Origin of the sequence: Actinoplanes sp. NPDC049316 (assembly GCF_040677315.1) — a bacterium.
In the GTDB taxonomy this organism is placed as follows: domain Bacteria; phylum Actinomycetota; class Actinomycetes; order Mycobacteriales; family Micromonosporaceae; genus Actinoplanes.
In genome coordinates this window covers 388286-413443 of record NZ_JBFAQM010000001.1, presented here as the reverse complement: position 1 = coordinate 413443, position 25158 = coordinate 388286, and the positions used below count along the sequence as shown (strand labels likewise).

Annotated in this window: 10 protein-coding genes; all 10 read right to left on the bottom strand. The window is 74.7% G+C overall.

Annotated elements, in window-relative coordinates:
* Window positions 1–12: 12 nt before the first annotated feature.
* The 10 genes from AB0K03_RS01785 to AB0K03_RS01740 all read right to left on the bottom strand — a co-directional run bounded on the left by AB0K03_RS01785 (window position 13) and on the right by AB0K03_RS01740 (window position 25108).
* Window positions 13–10830: an amino acid adenylation domain-containing protein gene (locus AB0K03_RS01785; protein WP_364678997.1), complete on the bottom strand. Its 10818-nt coding sequence runs from the start codon at window positions 10828–10830 to the stop codon at window positions 13–15.
* Window positions 10827–15854 (bottom strand): amino acid adenylation domain-containing protein, encoded by a 5028-nt coding sequence (locus tag AB0K03_RS01780; RefSeq protein WP_364678994.1) that lies wholly within the window; start codon window positions 15852–15854, stop codon window positions 10827–10829. Before AB0K03_RS01780 ends, AB0K03_RS01785 begins: the two co-directional genes overlap by 4 nt.
* A 30-nt stretch (window positions 15855–15884) precedes the next feature.
* A complete protein-coding gene (locus tag AB0K03_RS01775) occupies window positions 15885–16097 on the bottom strand; it encodes an MbtH family protein (protein WP_364678991.1) in 213 nt (70 codons plus the stop codon).
* 39 nt (window positions 16098–16136) lie between these two features.
* A complete protein-coding gene (sbnB, locus tag AB0K03_RS01770) occupies window positions 16137–17132 on the bottom strand; it encodes a 2,3-diaminopropionate biosynthesis protein SbnB (protein WP_364678989.1) in 996 nt (331 codons plus the stop codon).
* Window positions 17133–17213: 81 nt separating this feature from the next.
* On the bottom strand, window positions 17214–18533 hold the full coding sequence (locus AB0K03_RS01765; RefSeq protein ID WP_364678986.1) for a condensation domain-containing protein: 1320 nt from the start codon (window positions 18531–18533) through the stop codon (window positions 17214–17216).
* Between the two features lie 11 nt (window positions 18534–18544).
* Window positions 18545–19504 (bottom strand): 2,3-diaminopropionate biosynthesis protein SbnA, encoded by a 960-nt coding sequence (gene sbnA / locus AB0K03_RS01760; protein ID WP_364679393.1) that lies wholly within the window; start codon window positions 19502–19504, stop codon window positions 18545–18547.
* A 58-nt stretch (window positions 19505–19562) separates the two neighbouring features.
* Entirely contained in the window at window positions 19563–19838 is a 276-nt protein-coding gene (locus AB0K03_RS01755; protein WP_364678983.1) for an acyl carrier protein, read from the bottom strand.
* A 16-nt stretch (window positions 19839–19854) separates the two neighbouring features.
* On the bottom strand, window positions 19855–21615 hold the full coding sequence (locus tag AB0K03_RS01750; RefSeq protein WP_364678980.1) for an acyl-CoA dehydrogenase: 1761 nt from the start codon (window positions 21613–21615) through the stop codon (window positions 19855–19857).
* Window positions 21612–23360, bottom strand: a complete 1749-nt coding sequence (locus AB0K03_RS01745) for an acyl-CoA dehydrogenase family protein (RefSeq protein WP_364678977.1) — start codon at window positions 23358–23360, stop codon at window positions 21612–21614. The genes AB0K03_RS01750 and AB0K03_RS01745 overlap by 4 nt, the downstream gene beginning before the upstream one ends.
* The gene (locus AB0K03_RS01740; RefSeq protein ID WP_364678974.1) at window positions 23357–25108 is read right to left on the bottom strand and encodes a fatty acyl-AMP ligase; all 1752 of its coding nucleotides are present in this window, start codon (window positions 25106–25108) and stop codon (window positions 23357–23359) included. Before AB0K03_RS01740 ends, AB0K03_RS01745 begins: the two co-directional genes overlap by 4 nt.
* Between the last annotated feature and the right edge of the window lie 50 nt (window positions 25109–25158).

The following is a 25158-nucleotide window of genomic DNA, read 5'->3' as shown; positions in this document are numbered from 1 at the left end:
CCCCGCGCCGGATCAGGCGCGCTCGTCGTCGGTGACCACGGGCCGCAGCACGGCCGCGGCGGCGCCCACGTCGGGCCCGGCCGTGCCCGCCCAGCCGGCGGCGAGGCTGCCGCGGCCGAAGGACCCGTCGCGCTCGGCGAGCGCGGCGGTCAGGTGCCGGACGACGTCCTTGCCGCCGTCGGCGTTGGTGAGGGCGACGAAGCCGGTGCCGCCGGCGGCCCGGCTGATCGCCATGGTCCAGTAGCCGGCCGGCTCGCCGCCGTGGCCGTACTCGAGGTCGGCGCCGGTGTCGTCGACGATCGTGCCGAGCCCGTAGAACCCGCCCGGTTCGGCGGCGACGAGCTGCCGCGCGTACGGCTCCGCGAGCAGCGCTCCCGGCTCCCCGCGCAGGCACCGGCGCAGTTCGGCGGCGAACGCGGCGAGATCCCCGGCGGTGGACCACAGCCCGGCCGCCGCCAGGTGCCCGCGCTCGCGCCAGCCGCCGTCCAGGACCGCGCCGCGCCGGTCGTGCCCGAGCGCGACGCCGCGCCCGGCCGTCCGCGGGAAGTCCTGCGCGAAGCTGCTGCCGGTCATCGCGAGCGGGTCGAGCACGAGCCGGCGCATGAGCGGCTCGAAGGCCTCGCCGGTGACGTCCTCGAGGAGCTGCTGCACGACCCAGTAGTGGGTGCTGGACTTGCGGAACGCCGACCCCGGCGCCAGCTCGCGGCGGACCTCCGGGTTGACCGCGGGCGGCCGTCCGGAGAGCAGGTCCAGCAGGGTGGGCACCGGCTCACCCGGGCGGAAGCCGACGCTGCGGTGCCGGGCCAGGCCGGCGCGATGGCCGAGCAGGTGCCGCAGGGTCAGCGGCCCCGGCGCGGCCGGGTCGGCGGCGGGCCGCCACGAGGTGAGGTACGCCTCGACGTCGCGATCGAGGTCGAGCAGCCCGTCAGCGACGAGCCGCAGGGTGGCGAACGCGGTCAGGTGCTTGCTGATCGACCCTGCCTGGAAGATCGTGCCCGGATCGACGGCCGCGTCGCCGCCGGCGCCCAGCACGCCGAGCGCGAGGGTCTCGGCGACCTCGCCGTCGCGCAGCAGCGCGAAGCTCGCGCCCGGCACGTGGTTCGCCGCCATGACCACGCGCAGCCCGTCGGCGAGCTCCGGCAGGACGGCCCGGGCCCGGTCGACCAGGGCCGCGGCCTCGGCGAGCCGGGGGTCCGCGGCGGACGCTCCGCCGGCCCGGCGCAGCAGGTCGGCGAGCAGGTCCGCCGAGACGGTGACCTGCTTCTCCTCTTGCTCCTCGGCCGTGGGCGCCACGGCTGCCGCCGACTCCGCGGCCGCCTCGGCCTGGTCGGCGTCGATGGCCGCGGCGAGGTCGTGCAGCGTCTCGTGCTGGTACATGCGCCAGATCGAGACCGTCAGGCCGGCCTGGCGGGCCGCGGCCAGCACCTTGATCATCAGCAGGGAGTGGCCGCCGAGGTCGGCGAACCGGTCGTGCACGCCGATCTGGGCGACGCCGAGGACCTCGGACCAGATGCCGGCGAGGAGGCGCTCGGTGGGCGTCTCCGGCGCGACGAACTCCTCGCCGGTGTCCATGGTGGACCGGTCGGGTGCCGGCAGCGCGCGCCGGTCGACCTTGCCGTTGGCGTTGAGCGGGATCCGGTCCAGGGCGACGAACGCCGACGGGACCATGTACTCCGGCAGCCGGACCCGGCACCACTGGCCGAGCTCTCCGGCGTCGGCCGTGCCGTCGGCCGGGACCACGTACGCGACGAGGCGGCGGTCGCCGGGGGTGGGCTCGAACACCGACACGACCGCGTCGCGGACGGCCGGGTGGTCGGCGACGATCGCCCGGACCTCGCCCAGCTCGACGCGGTAGCCGCGGATCTTCACCTGGTCGTCGGCGCGGCCGAGGAACTCGACGTCGCCGCTCGGCAGCCAGCGCACCACGTCGCCGGTGCGGTACAGGCGGCCGCCTTCGGAGAACGGGTCGGGCAGGAAGCGCTCGGCCGTCAGATCGGCGCGACCGGCATAGCCACGGGCCACCCCTGTGCCGCCGACGAACAACTCGCCGACGACACCCACCGGGACGGGTTCGAGTGCCGGGTCGAGAACGTACATGCGCATGTTGGGCAGCGGCCGGCCGATCGGCACGACATCGCGGTCCGAGGCCTCCACCACGGGGAACACGCACGTCCCGACGGATGCCTCCGTGGGGCCGTACTCGTTCACCAACCGGCCGGGGCCGAGGATCTCCAGGGCCCGGTCCGCCAGCGTGGCCGGCAGCGCCTCCCCCGCCACCACGAGGACCGACGCCAGATCCTCGGCCTGCTCCGCCGACAGCTGGGAGGTCAGCACCTCCAGGTGCGCCGGCGTGAGCTTGACGAAGGCGTACGGGCTCCCCTCGACGAGCGCAGCGCCCAGGTCGGCGACGTCCACGTCCTGGCCGACCAGCCGCGCCGCCTGACCCGCCACCAGCGGACCCCACAGGTTCGGCACGACCAGGTCGAAGGCGACCGAGGAGAACAACGGCGCTCCACCGGAACCCCGCGACGCCAGCACATCGCGGGCCCACACCACGTGGTTCACCAGGCCCGCATGCGAGACCTCGACGCCCTTGGGCCGGCCCGTCGAGCCGGACGTGAAGATGACGTACGCCAGACCGCCGATCAGGTCGGCCCGCGCGACCGGTGCGTTCTCGCCGAGCGAGCCGGGCAGCAACACGGTCGTGGGGCCGAAGCGTCCGGCGTACGAGCCGGAGGTCACCGCCACGGAGACTCCGGCCGTCTGCACCATCGCGGCGATCCGCTCGGCCGGGTAGGAGGGGTCCACCGGTACGTAGGCGCCGCCGGTCTTCCACACGCCCAGCAGCGCGGCGACCAGGTCGGGGCTGCGGTCGAGCAGGACCGCCACGCGGGACTCGGTACCCACTCCCCGCTCGCGCAGGGCATGCGCGAACTGGGCGGCGCGCCGGTCGAGGTCGGCGTACGTCATGGTCTCGTCGCCGGAGCGCAGCGCGACGGCGTCAGGGTCCTTGGCCACCTGGGCCTCGAACAGCTGCAGCACGGTCAGCGGCTCGACGTCCACCGCGGACTCGTTCCACCGCACCAGAACCCGCTCGCGCTCCTCGACCGACAGGTACGACGCCAGCGCATCCCCACCGGCACCCGCCGCCATCGACTCCAGGACTCTCCGGTAGAGGCCCGTCAAGGACTCCGCCGACTCTCGGCTCAGCGCGTGGGTGTGCGTGGTGAGCAGCAGGTAGCCGCCGACCGCGGAGACGGCCAGGCCGAACTCGGTCGCGCCCTCCCCGGCGCTGCGCTCGGCGTCCACCAGGTCGGTGTCGACGTGGTCGAAGTCCTGGTAGCTGAACCGGACGTCGAGCAGGCGGTCCACCGCGGCGAGGCGCTGCACGGCCGGCATCGGGTAGCGGCGGTGGCCCCAGACCTCCGCCTCCCGCGCGAAGACCCGGCGGACGAGGTCCTCCCAGGTACGCGCGCCGCGGTCGACCGCGAACGGCAGGGTGTTCAGGTACATGCCGTACACGCGGTCGGCGCCGGGCGCCTCGGGGCGGGCGCTGAACACCAGACCGGTGAAGAAGGTCTCGTCGCTCGTGAGGACGCTCATCACCTTGAGGTGGGCGGCGAGCAGCACGCTCTTGAGCGAGGCGCCGGACCGGACGGCCAGGCCGCGCAGCCCCGCCTCGAGGTCGCGCAGCGGCACGGCGACCCGGTACTTCTCGCGGGGCTGCGAGGCGTCGCCGGCCCACGCGGACGGGAGTGTGAAGCGGGCGTAGCCATCCACGATGGACTGCCAGTAGCCGCGGTCGTCCTCCGATGCCAGCGAGCGGCCCTCGGCGGCGATGAAGTCCGCGTACCGCACAGCCGGGACGGGCCGCTCGGCGGCGGGCTCGCCGTCGCGGAGCCGGGCGTACTCCTCGAGCAGCTCCATGAGCAGTGCGCGGTGGCTCCAGCCCTCGGTGATCGCGTGGCACACCGTCACGGTCAGCCACCAGGCGCCGTCGTCCTCGACGTGGGCGGTCATCCGCAGCAGCGGGGCACGTTCGAGGTCGAACAGGGTGGCGCGTTCCCGGGCGGTGAGGTCGGCGAGCGCCTGCCGGCGGGCGTCCTCGTCGAGGCCCCGCAGGTCGCCGATCGCGACGGGGATCTCCGCGGTGGCGTGCACGACCTGCAGCGGCACCGACCACGAGTCGAGGTGGAAGGAGGTCCGCAGCATCTCGTGCCGCGCCACGACGACGGCGGCCGCCGCGCGCAGCGCATCCGTGGCGAACGGCTTGCCGTCGCGGACCCGGAACGACGACACGTTGTGGTACGCGTGCTGCTCCCGGTCGGCGAACATCTCGACGAGCATGCCCAGCTGCACCTGCGACAGCGGGTACGCGTCCACGGCGCCGGCCGGCAGCTTTGCCCGGTCCTCCGCGCTGACCTGCGCGAAGGGGGCCACGTACTCCTCGACCTCGGCGGCGCCGGGACGCCCGGTGAGGAACTCGCAGAGCTCGGCGACGGTCCGGTGCTCGAAGACCTCCCGGACGCCGACGTCGAAGCCGGCGCCGCGCAGCGCGCCCACGAGCGCCACGGCCCGGATGGAGTGCCCGCCCAGCTCGAAGAAGCCGTCGTTCACGCCGACCCGCTCGCGGCCGAGGACGTCGGCCCAGATCCGCGCGACGCGCTCCTCGGTGACCGTCCGCGGCGCGACGTAGCCGTCGTCCGCCGCGATGTCGTCCGGGGACGGCAGCGCCCGCCGGTCGACCTTGCCGTTGGCGGTGAGCGGGATCCGGTCCAGGGCGGCGAACGCGGACGGCACCATGTACTCCGGCAGCCGCGTGCGGCACCAGTCGGCCAGCGCGGCCGCATCCAGGCCTGCTCCGTCGGCGGGCACCACGTAGGCGACCAGGCTGCGCTCGAACACCGACACCACCGCGTCGCGGACGGCCGGGTGCTCCGCCACGACCGCGCGGACCTCCCCGAGCTCCACGCGGTAGCCGCGGATCTTCACCTGGTCGTCGGCACGGCCGAGGAACTCGACATCGCCGCTCGGCAGCCACCGCACCACATCACCGGTGCGGTACAGCCGGCCGCCGCTACCGAACGGATCCGGGAGGAACCGCTCGGCCGTCAGATCGGCGCGGCCGGCATAGCCACGGGCCACCCCGGCACCGCCGACGAACAACTCACCGACCACGCCCACCGGCACGGGCTCCAGCGCCGAGTCCAGCACGTACATGCGCATGTTCGGCAGCGGACGGCCGATCGGCACCACATCACGATCCGACGCTGCCTCGACGGGGAACACACACGTCCCCACCGAGGCCTCGGTCGGGCCGTACTCGTTCACCAACCGGCCGGGGCCGAGGATCTCCAGGACGCGATCTGCCAGCGTGGCCGGCAGCGCCTCCCCTGCGACCACCAGAACCGACGCCAGATCCGCCGACAACCCGGACGTCAGCATCTCCAGGTGCGCCGGCGTCAGCTTGATGAAGGAGTACGGACCCCCGTCGACGATGGCCGTGCCCAGGTCCGCGACGTCCACGTCCTGGCCGACCAGCCGCACCGCCTGACCCGCCACCAGCGGACCCCACAGGTTCGGCACCACCAGATCGAAGGCCACCGACGAGAACAACGGCGCCCCACCCGAGCCTCGCGAAGCCAGCACATCCCGCGCCCACACCACGTGATTCGCCAGGCCGGCGTGCGAGATCTCGACGCCCTTGGGCCGGCCCGTCGAGCCGGACGTGAAGATGACGTACGCCAGACCGCCGATCAGGTCGGCCCGCGGAACGGCGGCGCCGAGGCCCACGGAATCGGTCAGAAGCACGGCTGCGGGACCGAAACGATCCGCATACGAGTCGGACGTCACCGACACCGACACCCCGGCCGTCTCCACCATCGCGGCGATCCGCTCGGCCGGATAGGAGGGATCCACCGGCACATAGGCGCCGCCGGCCTTCCAGACACCGAGCAGCGCGGCGACCAGGTCCGGGCTGCGGTCCAGCAGCACCGCCACCCGGGACTCCGTGCCGACCCCCCGCTCGCGCAAGGCACGCGCGAACCCGCAAGCCCGCCGGTCCAGCTCCGCGTACGTCGTGGTCTCGTCGCCGAAGCGCAACGCTACGGCGTCCGGGTCCTGCGCCACCCGGGCCTCGAACAGCTGCAGCACGGTCAGCGGCTCCACCTCCACCGCCGACTCGTTCCACTCCACCAGAACCCGCTCGCGCTCCTCGACCGACAGGTACGACGCCAGCGCGTCACCGCCGCCACCCGCCGCCATCGACTCGAGCACCCGCCGGTAGAGCCCGGCCAGCGACTCCGCCGACCCGCGCGACAACGCGTGGGTGTCGGTGGTCAGGGTGATGTGGCCGACGCGGGCCGAGACGGCGAAGGGGAACTCGGTGGGGCTGTCGTCGATGCTGGCCAGATAGTCGACCAGCTCCCGGTCGACCTGGTGGAAGTCGTGGTAGCTGAACCGCACGGTGAGCAGCCGGTCGACGCCCGCCGCGCGCTGGATCTCCGACATCGGGAACCGCCGGTGCGGCCACAGCCCGACCTCGCGGGCGAAGACCCGCCGGACCAGCTCCTCCCAGGTGCGGGCGCCGCGGTCGAACGCGAACGGGACGGTGTTGAGGTACATGCCGTACACCCGGTCGGCGCCCGAGGCCTCCGGCCGGCCGTTGCAGACCAGGCCGGTGACGAACGACTCCTCCTCGGTGAGCATGCTCATCACCTTGAGATGGGCGGAGAGCAGCACGCTCTTGAGCGAGGCGCGGGCGGTGACGGCCAGCTTGCGCAGGCCGTCCTCGAGGTCGTGCCACGGTACGGCGACCCGGTACTTCTCGCGCGGCCGCGCCGGATCTCCCGCCCACGCCTGCGGCAGGGAGAAGCGGGCATTGGCGTCCACGATGGACTGCCAGTACGACCGGTCCTCGTCCGAGGCCAGGGAACGGCCCTCGGCGGCGATGAAGTCCGCGTACCGGACCGCGGGCTCGGGCTGCTCCGGCACGTCGGCGCCGGTTCGCAGGGCGCGGTACACCTCGATGATCTCCATGATCAGCGAGTGGCAGCTCCAGCCCTCCAGGATCGGGTGGCACTCGGTCGCGGTCAGCCACCACGCGCCGTCGTGCTGGTGGGCGGTGACGCGGAACAGCGGCGGCACGGCGAGGTCGAACAGCCTGCCGCGCTCCTCGGTGGTGAAATCGCGCAGCGAGCGGTCCAGCTCGTCGGCGGTGAGGCCGCGCAGGTCCCGGACGGCGACCGGCATCTCGGCGCTCGCGTGCACGACCTGCATCGGCACCGAGTAGCCGGTGAGGTCCAGCGACGTCCGCAGGATCTCGTGCCGCTGCACGATGCGGTGCACGGCGCGGCGCAGCGCGTCCACGTCGAAGGACTGCTGGTCGCGGACGCGGAACGAGGTCACGTTGTGATAGACGTGCAACGCGGTGTCGTTGAGCATCTCGACGACCATGCCGACCTGCGTCTGGGCCATCGGGTACGCGTCCACCGCCCCGGCCGGCAGCTTCGCCCGGTCCGCGTCGGTGACCAGCTCGAACGGGGCCACGACGGGGTCCAGCTGATCCAGCGCGGGCCGGCCGGTGAGCAGCTCGGCGAGGTCGGCGATCGTCCGGTGCTCGAAGACGTCCCGGACGGCGATGTCGAAGCCGGCCGCGCGCAGCTCACCGACGAGCGCCACGGCCTTGATGGAGTCGCCGCCGAGCTCGAAGAACGGCTCGGTGACGCCGGCCCGGTCGAGCCCGAGCACGCGGGTCCAGACCTCGGCGAGCCGCTCCTCGGTGACCGTACGGGGGTTGATGTGCTCGCGGCCGCCGAGCAGGGTGTCCCCGTCCGGCTCGGGCAGCGCGGCCTTGTCCAGCTTGCCGTTGCCGGTCAGGGGGATCCGCTCGACGGGCACGAACGCCGACGGGACCATGTAGTCCGACAGGGTGCGGGCGAGCGCGGCCCGCAGCGCCGCGCGGTCCAGCCCGTCGCCGGCGGCCGGCACGACGTACGCGACGAGCCGCTGGTCCGCGCCCGTGCCGCGGACGACCACGACGGCGTCGTGCACCTCGGGCAGCGCGGCGAGGGCGGCGGCGATCTCGCCCAGCTCGATCCGGAAGCCGCGGATCTTCACCTGGTCGTCGGCGCGGCCGAGGAACTCCAGGCTGCCGTCGGCGCGGCGGCGGGCGAGGTCGCCGCTGCGGTAGAGCCGCGAGCCGGCCGGGCCGTACGGGTCGGGCACGAACCGCTCGGCGGTCAGCGCGGGACGGCCGAGGTAGCCCCGGGCGACGCCGGGCCCGCCGACGCAGATCTCGCCGGCGACGCCGGTGGGCACCAGGGCGCCGGCCTCGTCGAGGAGGTGGACGCGCAGGTCGCCGAGGGGCGAGCCGACCGGGCTGCCGGCGTGCGGGTCGAGGTCGGCCGCGGTGAGCCGGTGGTACGTGACGTGCACGGTGGTCTCGGTGATGCCGTACATGTTGATGAGCTCGGGGGCGTCGAGCCCGAGCCGCTGCACCCAGGGGCGCAGCTCGGCGGGCTCCAGGCGCTCCCCGCCGAAGACGACCGCGCGCAGGCTGAGCGCGTCGAGCCGCGGGTCGGCGGCGAGCGCGACCAGGGAACGGAACGACGACGGCGTCTGGTTGAGGATCGTGACGCGTTCGGCGATCAGCAGGTCGAGGAAGTCGGCGGGCGAGCGGGTCACGTCGTGCGGAACGACGACGAGACGGCCGCCGTACAGCAGGGCGCCCCAGAGCTCCCACACCGAGAAGTCGAAGGCGTACGAGTGGAACAGCGTCCAGACGTCCGTGGCGGAGAAGTGGAACCGGCCGTCCGTCACGGTGAACAGCCGCAGCACGTTGGCGTGGGTGACGCCGACGCCCTTGGGCCTGCCGGTGGAGCCCGAGGTGTAGATGACGTACGCGAGATCGGCCGGGGTCGCGCGCACCGCCGGGTCGTCGCCCGGCTGGTCACGCACGGCGTCGGCGTCCAGCACGAGGAGCCGGCCCTCGTGCACGGCGCCGAGCTTCTCCGCGTGCCGCGGCTCGGTGACGAGGGTGGCGACGTCGGCGTCGGCGAGGATGAAGGCGATCCGGTCGGCGGGCTGCGCGGGGTCGAGCGGCAGGTAGCCGGCGCCGGCCTTGAGCACGCCCAGCAGTGCGGGCACGAGCTCGGCGCCGCGGTCGAGGCTGACGCCGACCAGGGACCCCGGGCCGGCGCCCGTGGCGATCAGGTGGTGGGCGATGCGGTTGGCGCGCTCGTTGAGCTCGCGGTAGGTCAGCGACTCGCCGGCGTACGTGACGGCCGGCGCGTCCGGGGTGGCCCGGGCCTGCCGCTCGAACACCTCGACGGCGGTGGCGGTGACCGGGGTGGTCTCGGCGGCGGACGGGGCCGCGGCGAGCACCGGCAGCTCCTCGGGGGCCACCAGGTCGATGCCGGACAGCCGGGTGCCCGGGTCGGCCACCGCGGCGGCGAGCAGCCGGATCACGTGGCCGGCGAGGCGCTCGGCGGTGGTCTCGTCGAACAGGGCCGTGGCGTATTCGAGGCGGCCGCCCAAGGAGCCGTCGGCCGCCTCGTGCAGCTGCAGATCCAGGTCGAACTTCGCGCCGCCGCCGGCGCCCTCGTACGCCAGCGCCTCGACGCCGGGCAGCTCGAACGTGGTGGCGCGGTCGCCGTGCATGGTGAACGCGACCTGGAACAGCGGGGTGCGCGACAGGTCCCGTTCGGGCTGCAGCTCGTCGACGAGGCGGGCGAACGGCATGGCCTGGTGGTCGAACGCCTCCAGCACGGTGTCGCGCACGGAGCCCAGCAGCGCCGCGAACGACGGGTCGCCGTCCCAGCGGCCGCGCAGCACGAGGCTGTTGATGCCGTACCCGATGAGGTCCTGCACCTCGGGGCGGACCCGGCCGGACACGACGGTGCCGACCGGGACGTCCGCGCGGCCGCTCCACCGGGCCAGCACCGCCTGGTACGCCGCCAGCAGCACCATGAACGGCGTGGCGTCATGGCGCGCGGCGAGCGCCCGTACGCCGGTCATCAGCTCGGCGGGCAGCGCCAGGGGCACCACCGCCCCGGCGCCGTCGCGGCGGGCCGGGCGCGGCCGGTCGGTGGGCAGCTCGAGGTACGGCAGCCCGGCCAGCCGCTCCCGCCAGTACGCGAGGTGCCGGTCGAGGGCCCCGGCCGAGAGCTGCTCACGTTGCCACGACGCGAAATCGGCGTACTGCACGATGAGCGGCGGGCGGGGCGAGCCGGTGCCGGCGAGCGCCGCGGCGTAGTCCTCGCTCAGCTCGCGTCCGACGATCCCGATCGACCAGGCGTCGAAGGCGATGTGGTGGAAGACGAGGGCGAGCAGGTGCTCGTCGTCCGCGAGGCGGATGAGCCGGGCACGCACCGGCTGGTCCTCGGCCAGGTCGAAGGGGCGGCTCAGATCCTCCCGGACGAGGGCCAGCGCGGCGGTCTCGCGCTCGGGAGCCGCCCCGGCGGGGACGCTCAGCCGCAGCTCCGCCGTACCCTTGGCATCGATGACCTGGGTGACCTCACCACCGTCCATGCGGTAGCGGGTCCGCAGGATCTCGTGCCGGTCCAGCAGGCGCAGCCAGGCCTCGCTCAGGGCCGCGGTGTCAAGCGGGCCGCGCAGCCGGACCACCAGCGGGACCAGATACTCGGCGCTGTCGGGCTCGAGCCGGTTGAGGAACCACATCTGCTGCTGGCCGTAGGACAGCGGCAGCGGACCGGAACGGTCGGCGGGCCCGATGGCCGGGCGCCGGCGGCCGGCGGACGTGCCGGCGAGCCGGCGGCGCAGCAGTTCCTCGCGGGCCTCGGAGGCGCCGGCGGTCGGGTGGTCGCTCATCTGTCGCGCTCCTTAGCGGTCAGGTCCTCGCTCGCGATCTCGCTGTCGGAGAGCGCGGCGATCTCCGCCCGGATGCGCTCCTCGACGACGGCCGCCAGCTCGGCGACCGTCGGGCCCTCGAACACCGTGCGCACGGCGAAGCCGATCTCGAACTCCTCCTGGATCCGGGAGATCAGCCGGATGGCCAGGATCGAGTTGCCGCCGATGTGGAAGAAGTTGTCCCGCGCGCCGACCCGGTCGAGGCCGAGCAGCTCGGCGCACGCGGCCCCGATCCGCTGCTGCACGGGGCCGGAGAGCGGCACGTACCCGTCGGCGCGCTCGCTGCCGTCCGGCCCGGGCAGGGCGCGGCGGTCCACCTTGCCGTTGGCGGTCAGCGGAATCGCGTCCAGGGCGGTGAAGGTGGCCGGGACCAGGTAGTCGGGCAGCGTCCGGGCACAGTGGCCGGCCAGCCCGGCGACGGGCCCGCGACCCGGCTCCGGCACGTAGTACGCGGCCAGCTCATTGTCGCCCGTGCCGGACGTGACAGCCAGGACCACGGCCTCGCGAACGTCCGGGTGGGTCAGCAGCGCCGCCTGGGCCTCGCCGGGCTCGACGCGGTATCCGCGGATCTTCACCTGGTCGTCGGCCCGGCCCAGGATGACGACCTCGCCGTCCGGGCCCCGGCGCACCAGGTCGCCGGTGCGGTACAGGCGCGAGCCGGGCGGCCCGAACGGGTCGGGCACGAAGCGCTCGGCGGTGAGGTCGGGCCGGCCCGCGTAGCCGCGCGCCACGCCGGTGCCGCCGGCGTACAGCTCGCCGACGACGCCCGACGGCACGAGGCGGCCGGCCTCGTCCAGCACGTGCATGACCATGTTGGGCAGGGGGTGGCCGATCGGCAGCACCTCCGCGTCGGTGGCCGCCGGGACGGGATACACGCAGGTGCCGACGGTGGCCTCGGTGGGGCCGTACTCGTTGATGAGCAACACGTCCGGCGCCAGCCGCCGCCACCGCAGCAGCGTCGCCCGGGTGAACGCCTCCCCCGCCACCACCAGCACCGGCGCCAGCTCGCGGGCCTGGGCGGGCGTCAGTTGCGCGGCCAGCACGTCGAGGTGTCCCGGGGTGAGCTTGACGAAGCTGAAGGGGCCGGCGGCGGCCAGCGTGCGGCCCAGGTCGGCGAGATCGGCGTCCTGCGCGACCGCGACGACGCGCTGGCCGCAGACCAGCGGGGCCCAGAGGTTGGGCACGACGAGGTCGAACGCCACCGACGAGAACAGCGGCGCGCCGCCGGAGCCGCGGGACGCCAGCTCGCGGGCCGCCCACGCGACGTGGTTGGCCAGGCCGAGGTGGGTCACCTCGACGCCCTTCGGGCGCCCGGTCGAGCCGGAGGTGAAGATGACGTACGCGAGGTCGTCCAAGGCGGTGTCCCGCTCCGGCGCGGTTCCCGGGTACGCCTCCGCGCGGTCGAGCAGGAGCAGGTCCGGCACCGAGAACAGGCCGGCGTGGCTCTCCTGCGTCACCACCGTCCGGGCGCCCGCGGTGTCCATCATGGACGCGATGCGCTCGGCCGGGTACGAGGGGTCGATGGGGACGTACGCGGCCCCGGCCTTCCACACCGCCAGCAGCGTGGCGACGAGCCCCGCGCCGCGGTCCAGCAGGACGCCGACCCGGGCCTGGTCCGCGTCGCCGGAGCGCCCGGAGACGCCGCGCTCGCGCAGCCGGTGCGCGAGCCGGTTGGCCCACGCGTCGAGCTGCGCGTACGTCAGCCGGGCGTCGCCCTCGACCGCGACCGCGCCGGGGGTCCGGGCCGCCTGCGCCTCGAACTCCTCCAGCACCGACCGCTCCTGCGCGGGGTGGTACGAGGCGTTCCAGGTGTCCAACAGCAGGGTGCGTTCGCGCTCCGACAGCAGCTCGACCGCGCCCAGCGGCACCGAGGGCTCGGCGGTGACCTCGCTCAGCAGGGTCACGAAGTGCTCGGCCATGCGGGCCACGGTCGGGCGGTCGAACAGCGCGGTCGCGTACTCCAGGACCCCGTCCAGGGCACCGTCGGCGGTGCGCCGCATGAACAGCGAGAGGTCGGTCTTGGCCACCTGCCAGGCGGCGACGAACGAGGCCATGTCGTCGTCGTGCGTGGCGACGCTCGTGACGCCCTCGCTGTGCAGGTCGAAGGCGACCTGGTAGAGCGGCGTACGGGACAGGTCCCGCTCGGGCTGGAGGTGGTCGACGAGGACCTCGAACGGGATCTCCTGGTGCAGCATGGCCTCGCGGACGACGTCGCGCACCCGGTCCAGCGCGGTGGCGAACGGCAGATCGCCGTTCAGGCCGCACCGCACGACCAGCGAGTTGAGGAAGAAGCCGACCGTCGCGTCGACCTCCTCGCGCGGGCGGCCGGCGACGGGCGTGCCGACGGCCACGTCCCACTGACCGCTGAACCGGGCCACGACCGTGGCGTACGCCGTCAGCAGCGTCATGAACAGCGTGGCGTCGTGCACGCGGCCCAGCTCGGCGATCCGGTCGGCCAGCTCGGGCTCGACCCGCAGCGGCACGACGGCCCCGGAGGGGTCACGCTCCGCCGGGCGCGGCCGGTCGGTGGGCAGCTCGACCGTGGGCAGGCCGTCGAGCGCCGTACGCCAGTAGCCCAGCTCGCTCTCGACGTAGGCCGGGGTGAGCCGCGCGGCCTGCCAGGCGCCGTAGTCCGCGTACTGCACGGGCGGCGGGGTGAGCGCCGGGTCCCGGCCCTCCTGCGCGGCGGCGACGAGCTCGCGGATCTCGCGTTCGAGCACGACGGTCGACCAGCCGTCGGAGGCGATGTGGTGCATGGTCAGCAGCAGCACCTCCCCCTCGGCGCCGAGGCGGGCGAGCAGGGCCCGCCAGAGCACCCCGGCGGCCAGATCGAAGCCGAGCTGGAACTGCTCCGCGAACCGATCCGCGAGCTGCTCCGGCACGGTGTCGACGACGCGCAACTCCACCGGGACCTCGCCGGGCGCCATGACGACCTGACGCGGCTCGCCGCCGTCGTCGGTGTAGCGGGTGCGCAGCGCCTCGTGCCGGGCCGCGACGGTCTCCAGCGCGTCCCGCACGACCTCGGCGGGCACCCCGGCGGGCAGGCGCAGGAACAGCGGAGCCACCCATTCCGGGCTGCCCGGGTGCATGCGGTCGAGGAACCACAGCCGGCGCTGACCGGACGACAGCGGCAGCGCACCGTCGCGGGGCACCGGCACGATGGGCGCCTCGGTGGGCGCCGTGCTGGCGGCGATCAGGGCCGCCTGGGTCTCCACGGTGGTCGCGGCGAACAGCCCGCGCAGGGCGATCTGCTCACCGGTGGCGGCGCGCAGGCGTACGGCGAGCCGGGTCAGCTGCAGCGAGGTGCCACCGAGCGAGAAGAAGTCGTCGTGGACGCCGACCTTCTCGACGCCCAGCAGGTCCGCCCAGACGTCGGCGACGAGCTGCTCGGTCGCCGTCCGCGGCGCGATGAAGTCGGCCTGCGCGCCGGCGACCTCGTCGAGGGCGGGCAGCGCGGCCCGGTCCACCTTGCCGCTGGTGGTGAGCGGGAAGCCGGCCACGAGCCGGAACGACGAGGGGATGTGGCTCTCCGGCAGCCGGTCGTGCAGGTACGCCCGCAGCTCGTCCGGCGTGACCGGCGTCCGGGTGGTGAGGTACGCGGCGAGCCGCTTGGCCCCGTCCGGCGCCTCGGCCGCGATCACGGCGGCGCCGCGCACGGCCGGGTGGGCGGCCAGCGCGGCCTCCACCTCGCCGGGCTCGATGCGGACCCCGTTGACCTTGATCTGCTGGTCCAGCCGGCCCAGGTACTCCAGCGTGTGGTCTCCGTTCCAGCGCACGGCGTCGCCGGTGCGGTAGAGCCGCGCGCCGGGCGGGCCGTACGGGTCCGGCACGAACCGCTCGGCGGTCAGATCGGGACGCCCGAGGTAGCCACGGGCGACGCCGGCGCCGCCCGCGTACAGCTCGCCGGGGACGCCGACGGGCACCGGATCGCCGGCGGGGTCGAGCACCAGCACGCGCAGCCCCGGCAGGGGACGGCCGATCGGCACCGGACCGGCGGCCGTCGCGGGCTCGACGAGCTGGGCGGTCACGTCGATGGCGCACTCGGTCGGGCCGTACGTGTTCCACACCGTCAGGTCGTGGCCGAGCCGGGCCCGGACCCGCGACACGAGCTCGGCGTGCAGGGGCTCGCCGGCCGAGAACAGCAGCCGCAGCGCGCCGCACCGGGTCCAGAGATCGGCGGGCTCCTCGGCCAGCAGCCGCAGCACCGACGGCACCACCTGCAGCACGGTCACGTCGTGCCGGGCGACGGCTCCCAGCATCGCGGCCGGGTCCCGTTCGGCGCCGGTGGGCGCGGCGACGACAGTGGCCCCGGCGATCAGCGGGGCCACGATCTCCCAGACCGCCGCGTCGAACCCGATCGAGGTCTTGTGCAGCACCCGGTCGCCCGGCCCGAGGCCGTGCCCGGCGACCGCCCAGTCGACCCGGTTGGCGATGCCCCCGTGGGTCACGGCCACCGCCTTGGGGCGCCCGGTGGAGCCGGAGGTGAAGATGGCGTACGCGACCTCGTCGGCCGCGGTCGCCGCCGCACCGGACTCCGGGCCGGCGCCGCCGTCGTCCCCGCCGATCGGGGCCGCCTGCAGGATCTCGGCGCCGGCCGCGCGTGCCGCGGATTCCAGCCCGGCGGTCACGAAGGCGTGCCCGGCGCCGACGTCGGCGAGCAGGCCGGTGAGCCGGGACGGCGGGTTGCCGGGGTCCAGCGGGACGAACGCCGCGCCGGCCCGCCAGGTGCCGAGCAGCGCGACGACGAGGTCGGCGCCGCGCTCCAGGCACACGGCGACCAGCGTTCCGGGGCCGGCGCCGCGCTCGCGCAGCATCCGGGCGGTGCGCCCAGCCGCGGCGTGCAGCTCCCGGTAGGTGACGGAGCGTCCCGCGTCCACGACGGCGATCGCGTCCGGTGCGCGGCGGGCCTGCTCGGCGAGGCGGCCGGGCAGCAGGGCTGCGGCGCCGCTGTCGCCGGCGGCGACCGTCGGAAGTTCGGTGGTCACGGGCACTCCTGTCCAGGTGGCGGGGTCGGGTTACGCGGCGCTGTCCAGGCGCTTGCGCAGGCTCAGCGGGCGCATGTCGGTCCACACCTCGGCGATGTGCTCGAGGCACGCGTCCCGGGGACCCTCGAAGCCCTCGGCCCGCCAGCCGGCCGGCACCTCCCGGTCGCTGCGCCAGATGGAGTACTGCTCCTCGTGGTTGAGCACGACGAGGTAGGTGCGGTCGTCGGTCGCGTCGGCGGTCATGGTTCGCTCCTTGTGCGGATAGGGATGACGGATCGGTGGTCAGGGCAGGAAGTCGTCGACGCGGACGCCGAGCCCCGCGTCCGCGGCCGACCGGCGTACGAACTCGGTGAGCGCGATGTCGAGCACGCCGAGGCCGAACGGCGAGAAGACGACCGGCCGGTGCGGGTCGCGGGTGACCGTCGCGGCGCCGCGCAGCAGCGCGCCCAGCGAGGCGGTCACGAAGTCGCGGCCACCGACGTGCTGCTCGGCCAGGTGCAGCGAGGTGCGCTCGCGGCAGACGTGATCGGCGTCGTCGACCACGTTGGTGGCCGCGAGGATCGTCGAGACGGTCAGGTCGCGCAGCGAGACGTGCAGCACGGTGGTGTCGGGCGGCGAGGCCGTCAGGTCCATGTGCGGCTCGGCGGCGGTGGTCGCCAGCGACAACAGCCGCTGCCGGCCGACGACCTCGAACGCCGTCGCGGCCGTGGTCACCCGCAGCGCGGGGAACTCGGCGGCGCACCGGTCGGCGAACGCCGCGGCCCGGGCGGGGTCCGTGTCGAAGCAGACCGCCTCGGTGAGCCCGGGCAGGGTGACGGTGAGGAACCGCAGGATCTCGTGGTTGATGACGCCGCAGCCGATGAGCCCCACGGCGCTCGGCGGCGCCGCGGTGGTCAGCTCCCGGGCGGCCAGCGCCGCGCTCGCCGCCGTCCGCCGCGCCGAGATGACGGCCCCCTCGACGAGCGCCGTGGGCCGCCCGTCCGCCAGGGAGTTCAGCACGATCGCGGCGCTGGCCCGCTCCCGTCCCCGGGCGACGTTGCCGGGGAACGAGGCGATCCACTTCATGCCGGCCGCAGGCGCCGCTCCCCCGGCGTACGCCGGCAGCCCGATGATCCGGTCGCGGCTGTGCGCCTCCTCGGGAAAGCGCAGGAAGATCGAGTGCGGCACCGCGGTGCGTCCCGCGTCGTGCAGCCGGTACGTGTCGGCGACGAGGTCGACGATCTCCTTCTCCCGGCCGGCCAGCACCGTCTCCACGTCCGCGCGCCGAAGGATCAGCATGGGGCTCCTCTGTCGAAAACCGTCTCGGTGAGCCCATCGTGCGAGGCGCGGCTATACCGGCCCTATACGGCGCGGAACCCGTTACGGGGCACCGGATCCGAGGCTCAGCAGGAAGGCCAGGTCGTGCTCGGCGACGACGGCCGGGCGGGTCACCGGCTGGTCCGGGTCCTCGACCGACGCCTCGACCATCCGGCGGTAGACGCCGGCGAGCCGCTCGATCGTCGCGGGCAGGAACAGGTCGCGGTTGTACCGCAGCAGCGCGGTGAACCGGCTGCCGCTCTGCAGCACCTCCACGGTGAGGTCGAGCTGGCCCTCCTGCTGCGGGACGTCGACCAGCTCGAGGTCCAGCCCGGCGTGCCGGACGGGCCCGTCGAACAGCCCGGGCACGGGCAGCCGGTCGGCCGCCAGCAGGGTGAAGGTCACCGGCAGCGGCGGCAGCCCCTCGCACAGCTCGGTCGGCAGGCCGTTGTGCGCCATCCCGGCGAGCATCTGGCGGCCCGCCGCGGTGATGACGTCCCGGAACGAGGGCCCGGTCTCGAATCGGGCGCCGACCGGCAGGATGTTCACGTAGTAGCCGACCGCGTCGCGGGTGCCCGGCACCGAGCGGGTGGTCGCCGGGCAGCCGACGAGGAAGGCGGCGCCGCAGCCGAACCGGTGCAGCGCGGCCTGGAAGGCGCCGAGCAGCCACGCGAACGGCGTGATGCCGTGCGCCGCCGCCGACTCCTGGATGCGGGCGCCGAGCGCCGCCGGCAGCGCCAGGGTGTGGGTGGCGCCGTTGAGCGTGCGCTGGGCGGGCCGGGGACGGTCGGTGAGCAGCTCGGCCCCGGTGAGGGAGGCGCAGACCGTACGCCAGTGCTCCCGCGCCCGCCGGCCCCGGGCGGAGGCGGCGAGCTCGCGTTCCGCGCGCACCCGGTCGTCCCAGGGCAGCACGGCGGGCAGGGACGCCTGCGGGTCCTCGTACAGGCACAGCAGGTCACGCACGATCAGCCACTGCGAGGTCGCGTCGGTGACCAGGTGGTGGGCGGCCGTGACGAGCACGGCGTCGCCGGGTGCCCGGGTCAGCAGCACGACCCGGAAGGCGCCGGTCGTGTCCAGCGCGAACGGCTCCGCCCCGGCCCGGCGGGCGAGGTCGAACAGCTCGGCGTCGGTGGCTCCCGGCGCCGGCCGCACGTCGAGCCGGACGGTTTCCGGCGCGCGCACCTCACGGACGTGCCCGCCCGCCGCGGTCATGGTGAACGTGGAGCGCAGCAGCTCGTGCCGGGCCGTCAGCGCGGTCACCGCCCGGCCCAGGCGGTCCGGGTCGAGCGGCGTGCGCACCCGTACGGCCAGCACCACGTTGAACGCGCAGCTGTCCGGATCGAGCTGATGGGCGAGCCACAGCGCCTCCTGTCCGGCGCTCATCGACATCGGACTCAGCCCTTCCAGAGGTGGGAGATCTCCCCGAAGTTCTCGTGCACCCAGGCGTCGGAGTAGATCGTGTCGAGGTAGCGGTCCCCGCCGTCCGGGAAGATCAGCACGCAGTTGGCGCCGGCCGGGACGCGGGCGGCGTACTTGAGCAGCGCGGCGACCGTGGCGCCCGAGGAGCCGCCGGCGAGCACGGCCTCCCGGTCGATGAGCTGCCGGCAGGCGACCACGCAGTCGAGGTCGGACACGTGGATGACCTCGCCGGCCGCGGTCGAGTCCAGCAGCGGCGGCACCACCGAGGCGCCGTGACCCGGGATGAGCCGGCGCGTCGACTCGAGACCGAAGATGGCGCTGCCGAGGGCGTCCACGGCGATCACGTGGGTGCCCAGCCCCTCCCGCCGGATGTGGTCGGCACACCCCCGCAGCGTGCCGAACGTGCTGACCGAGGCGAACAGGTAGTCGACCCGCCCGTCCAGCGCCTCGGCGATCTCGCGCATGGTGGTCTCGTGCGCCCGCGGGTTGAGCGGGTTCGCGTACTGGTTGGGCCAGAACGCGTCGGGGATCTCCTCGACCAGCTCCCGCACCCGGCGCAGCCGGACGGGCAGGTACTCGCCGGTCCGCTCGTCGCGCTCGGTGACGACCTCCACCTCCGCGCCGAACGCGCGCAGGATGGCCAGGTTCACCCCGGTGGTCTTGCCGTCCACGACGCAGATGAAGCGCAGGCCGAGGTTGCGGCAGATCTGGGCGAGCCCGACGGCGAGGTTGCCGGAGCTGGACTCGACGACCACGGAGCGGCCCGGCACGACCCGGCCGTCGCGCAACGCGTCGCTGAGCATGCTGAGCGCGCTGCGGTCCTTGATGCTCCCACCGGGATTGAACCGCTCCACCTTGGCGAAGACGTTGAAGGCGGCGCCCGGGACCAGGTTGCCGAGCTCCACGAGGGGAGTTCGGCCGATGGTCGCCAGAATGCCTTTGTAGGGTTTGTCCCGCACGGCTGTCCTTCCCCCTCCGGCACTGCCGGTCGCGTCAGCGGTCACCGGAGACGAGGCCGGTGAGGTGGTCCGTCATCGCGTTCACGGTCGGGTGGTCCCACGCCATCGTGGCCTCGACCACGACGCCGAAGCGGTCCTCGACGTCGCCGCACAGGGTCAGCGCGTAGACGGAGTCCAGGCCCAGATCGACCAGCGGGGCGCTGACGTCGATGTCGGCGGCGGGGCGTTCGAGGTAGAACGCCACCCGGTCCACCAGCCACGCCCGGACGGTCTCGGCCGTCTCCGTCGTGGTCTGCGAGGTGTCTGTCATCGTTGCTCCCTGGGCGTCAGGCGGGTCCAGAGGCCAGGCGCCCCCGGAACAGGTCGAAGGTGTGGCCGGCCTCGTGGCGGGCCGTCAGGTCGGCGAAGACGCGGTCCTGCGGCTCCGGCGGCAGCGGGCCGGGACGCAGGCCCAGCCGTCCGGCGAGCCGGTGCAGCGCGACGCAGGCCCAAGCGGGGTCGGCGGCTGGCGTGTCCGGCGCCGTGCGGCGGGCGTGCCACCAGACCCCGGCGACGGCCGCGGCGGCGAGCACGTGGGCGTAGCGGTCGGCGAGGGTGAAGGCCCGCGGACCGGCCAGCACCGTACGGTCGCGGGGTGCCAGCGCGAGCGCCCGGCCGGACAGGCCGCGCAGCTCCGTCACAAACAAGCCGGTGAGCGCGGCCAGGGGCGCCGATGCCGGTTGCCCCGCGAGGACGGTGTGCAGCCGGACGAGGTCACCGGCCAGACTGTCCGCGCCGCGGGCGTTGAGCTCGAGCCCGCCCAGGTGCAGCGGCGGCAGCGGCGCGTCGAGGTCGTACACGGATCCGCCGTCCACCGGCTCCGGGGCCTCGCCGGCCAGCGCCGCGCGCCAGCCGCGCTCGGCGAGCCGGGGCAGCTGCGTCACCAGGCTCGCCTGGCACACCGCGCTGCCCGCATGGGCCAGCGCGACGACCGGCAGGTCCCGGGCCGTCTTCTGGAAGATCGCGTACGGGCCGGTCCGCACGTAACTGCGCGCGCCCATCTGCACCGACAGCCGGTACGACGACTCCTGCAGCAGCTTGGGCACGAGGTACTTCACCGCCGCCGCGCCGACGCTGGTCTCCCCGGGCCGCAGGTGCAGCGACCGGGCCACGACGGAGGCGAAGGCGTCGCAGATCAGCAGATCCGCGAAGCACCCGGCGAGCGTGGACCGCGCCGAGGGCAGGTCGGCGAGGCGGCGGCCGTACAGCTGCCGGTCGCGGGCGAACTCGAGGACGGTCCGCAGCTGGGTGTCGCCGACGCCGACCACCATGGACGGCAGCACGGCGCGGGTGACCTGGAAGACGCGCAGGACGGTCTCCATCGCGCCGCCCTCGGCGCCCAGCAGCGCGTCGCCCGGCACCGGGCACCCGTCGATCTCGATGCCGCCGAGCAGGCAGCCGCGGACACCGGAGACGGGATACCGCCGGTCGCGCCGGACCCGGCCCGCGGGCAGCGCCGTCAGGTCCACCAGCAGGTGCGAGTGCCCGCGGCTGCCCGGGCCGTCGGCCGTACGCGCGAAGAACACCGCCATCTCGGCGCGGGAGATGTTGTTGACGAGCTGCTTGCCGCCGTCGAGGACGTACCCGCCGGGACCGGGCTCGGCGGTGAACTCGGTGCGGGAGAAGTCGCTGCCGTGGTCGAGCTCCGTGTACGCCGCCACGACCCGCCCGCCCGCGAGCAGCGTCCGCCCCACCCGCGCCTGCTGATCCGGCGTGCCGTCGGCCCAGACCGGCAGCGCGGCGATGAAGCTCGTGACGCCATAGCCGATGCCGAGCGCGCAGTCGCGCCGGAACACCGCACGCATCAGCTGCCCGAGCCGGTCGGCGCGGGTGAAGCGGCCGCCCAGGTGCTCCGGCACGAACTCGGCGTTCAGCCCGAACTCCCGCAGCGCGCGTTCGCCGTCGGCGAGCAGCTCGCCGCGCTCGTCGGCCGCCAGCACCGCGCGGTGCCCGAGCGGGTTCGCGGGATCGGCGGCGGGGCCGAGCGCCCGCTCGAGCCGGGCAGCCCGGGCCCGGTGGTCCTGCTCCGGGCGGAGGTCGACGGTCACGGCTTCTCCTTCGCGAGCTCGCAGGGGAACAGGGAGAAGAGCCGGCCCTCGTCGTGCTGGGCGCGCAGCACCGGCAGCAGCGCGTCGACGGCCGGTCCGTCCTCGTCGTCGAGGTCGGGTTCGCCGGTGAGGCGGCGCAGCAGGCGGGCCAGAACGGCGTCGAGCCAGAGCCCGTCACGCCACAACGGGTCGGCCGCCCGGGCCGCGTGACCGGCCACGAACAGGTGCGTGGCGGCCGCGGCGGCGTACAGCACGGCGTAGCGGCGGGCCAGCGCGAAGGTCTCCTCGGTGACGCCGCGGGGCGACGGCCGTACGGCGGACAACGCCTCGTGCACCTCGTCCGCCACGGCGAGGAGGCGGTCGCAGCGGGCGACCAGCGATCCGGGAACGGCAATGCCACGGACGGCGGCCACCGCGGCGGGCAGGCTCTGTACGACGCTGCTGCCGGAGCGCGAATACAGCGCGAGGCGTTCCGGCCGCAACGGCGGTGGCGGGCCCGCGAACGTGACGGCCGCGGCGAGGCCCGGCTCGTCGGCGTGCCCGGCGCGGTAGCCGCGCACGAGCGCAGGGAACTGGTTGACGAGCAGGTTGAGGTTGACCGCGGTGCTGCCGTCGAAGATGCCCACGATGCGGTGGTCGCGGTCGAGCTTCTGGAACGCGCCGTCCGCGTGGTCGGCGACCAGCATCGCGCGGGCGCCGAGCAGGCCGCGCAGGGCGTCGAGAACCTGGTCGCCGAGGCTCGGCACGAGGTACTTGACCACCGCCGAGGCGACGCTCTGCTCGGCCGGGAGCGCGTGGATGCTGCGGACGCCGACCAGGCTCACCGCCTCCATGGCCAGCATGTCCACATAGGACTCGGCGAGCGCGCGGGCGGCCTGGGGCAGCTCGGCGAGGGTGCGGCCGTACAGGCGGTGGCCCCCGGCGAACCGCAACGCCAGGCGCATCGCGTGGTCGGTCATGCCCAGCGACATGGCCGAGCAGAGCGTCCGGGTGATCTGGAAGCCCTTGAGGATCGTCTCCAGGCCCTCGCCCTCGGCGCCGATCAGCGCGCCGGCCGGCACCCGGGCGCCGGTGAACGCGATGCCGCTGATGTCCGCGCCGCGCACCCCGTGGGTCGGCACCGCCGGCAACGCCCGCCAGCTTCCCGGGGTCAGCGCCGCCTTGTCGACGAGCAGCAGGCTGAACCCGCGCGCGCCGCCCTCGGGCCTCGTGCGGGCCAGCACGCAGACCATGCCCGCCCGGGTGGCGTTGTTGATGAGCCACTTCTCCCCGTCGAGGCGCCAGCCGCCGGACGGCAGCGGCTGCGCGCTCAGGTCCCCGGCGAGCAGGTCGCTGCCGTGCGCCTGCTCGGTGAGGGCGAGCGAGACGACCTCACCGGCGCTCACCCGGGCGGCGAGCGCGGCCGCCTGCCGGTCGGAACCGGCCAGCCACACCGACACCACGCCCAGGTACGTCTTCACGTGCGCCAGCGCGACGGTGAAGTCGCGGCGGCTCAGCACGCGGATGAGCTGGGCGAGGTCCTCGCTGTCGCGCAGCTCGCCGCCGTGGGCGACCGGCACGAACCAGCGCGGCAGGCCCAGCGCGTCGAGTTCGCGGCAGATGCCCGCCGGGAACCGCTCGGCGCGGTCCAGGGCGGCGCTCTGCCGGACGATGCGTCCCGGGTCACCGAGCGCCTTCTCCAGCTCGGCAGCCAGGGCGTTCGGCGTCCATCCGCCCGTCGGCGCGGTCAGCGTCGCGCCGCTCACGACCGCGCCCCGGCGGTCGCTGAGGACACCCGCAGCGGACGGGCGGCGCCGCCGTGCAGGGCCGGGTCCAGCTCCTCGTGCCACGCCTCCAGCTCGCCGCGCAGGAACAGCTCCCGCATGCGGTTGCGCTGGATCTTCCCGCTGGTGGTCCGCCGGGTACGCCCCACGCGCAGCAGCACCAGCCCGGCCACCGCGACGCCGAGCCGGCGGGCCAGCGCGGTCCGCGTCCGGCGGGCCAGGGCCTCGAGGTCGCCGGCGGGCACCCCGCGGCCGCGCACCTCCTGCGTCACCACGATCTCCTCGTGGCCGCGCCCGGGCGCTCGGACGGCGAAGACGGTGGCGGGCAGGCCGTCGAACGCCGGGTCCAGCGCCGACACCTCCCGCTCGATGTCGTGCGGGTACAGGTTCCGGCCGTGCACGATGATGATCTCCTTCAGCCGGCCGGTGACCACCAGCGCGCCGTCGTGGAAGGCGCCGAGGTCACCGGTACGCAGAAAGCCGCCGTCGCCGCCCGCGGTCCGCCCGCCGAACGTCCGCGCGGTCTCCTCCGGCCGCCCCCAGTAGCCCTGGGCGACGCTGCCGCCGCGGATCCACACCTCGCCGATCACGCCCGGCTCGGTCTCGGTCCGGCGGACGGGGTCGACGATGCGCACGTCGAGCCCGCGCACCACCCCGCTGGCCGCGACCTCGACGGCGTCCGTGCCGCCCTCGGCCAGCCGGCCCTGCTCCAGCGCCACCGGGTCCACGCGGAACACCGCGGGCTCCTCGTGCGCGGGCGTACCCGAGACGTAGAGGGTGGCTTCCGCCAGGCCGTAGCCGGGCAGCAGCGCGGATCTCCGGAGCCCGGCGGGCCGGAACCGGTCGGCGAAGCGGGCCAGCGTCCGCGCGTCGACCGGCTCGGCGCCGTTGCAGGCGAACCGCCACCGCGACAGGTCCAGCCCGGCGATCTGCTCGTCGCCGAGCCGGGCGCACAGCTCGTACGCGAAGTTCGGCGCGCACGAGACGTCGGCGCCGCAGCTGTCGATGAGGCGCAGCCACGAGGCAGGCCGCTTGAGGAAGTCCGTGGCGGGCATCAGCACCGCGGTGCCGCCGAGGTACAGCGGCGCGAGCATCATCGCGATCAGGCCCATGTCGTGGTACGCGGGAAGCCAGCTGCACCAGGTCATCCCGCCGTGCCACCCGTGGCTGTCCCGCATCAGCGACAGGTTGTGGGCCAGCGCGCCGTGGTGCACCATCACGCCCTTGGGCTCGCTGGTCGATCCCGAGGTGTACTGCAGGAACGCCAGGCTGCCGGGCTCCGGCAGCGGTGGTGTCCAGCCGGCCGGATCGCTCTTCAGCGCCTCCCCGACCGGGACGACGGTCAGCGCCTCCAGCCCGTCGCCGGACAGCATCGCGGCCGTGTCGGTCAGGAGCAGCCGCGCGCCGGTGTCGCGGGCGATGCCGGCCGTCCGGTGCGTCTGGCGCCCCTGGCCGTCCGGCGGCGGGACCGGCACCGGCACCCGGCCGGCGTACAGGCAGCCGAGGAAGGCCTGGAGGAAAGCGGTTCCCGGGGCGCAGGAGAGCAGCACCCGCTCGCCGGGACCGGTGGCTTCCCGGGCCCAGGCCGCGACCCGGCGGGCGGCGAGGTCCAGCTCGGCGTACGTCAGGAACTCGGCGCCGCCGCCGCTGTGGAAGCGGACCGCGACGTGGCCGGGCTTCTCCGCCACCTGCCGGCGCAGCGCGCCGGTGAAGCTGTCGAACTCGGACACCGTCCCCCCGTTCCGTCGATCTGCGAGAAGCTTCGCCGCCCGCGCTATAC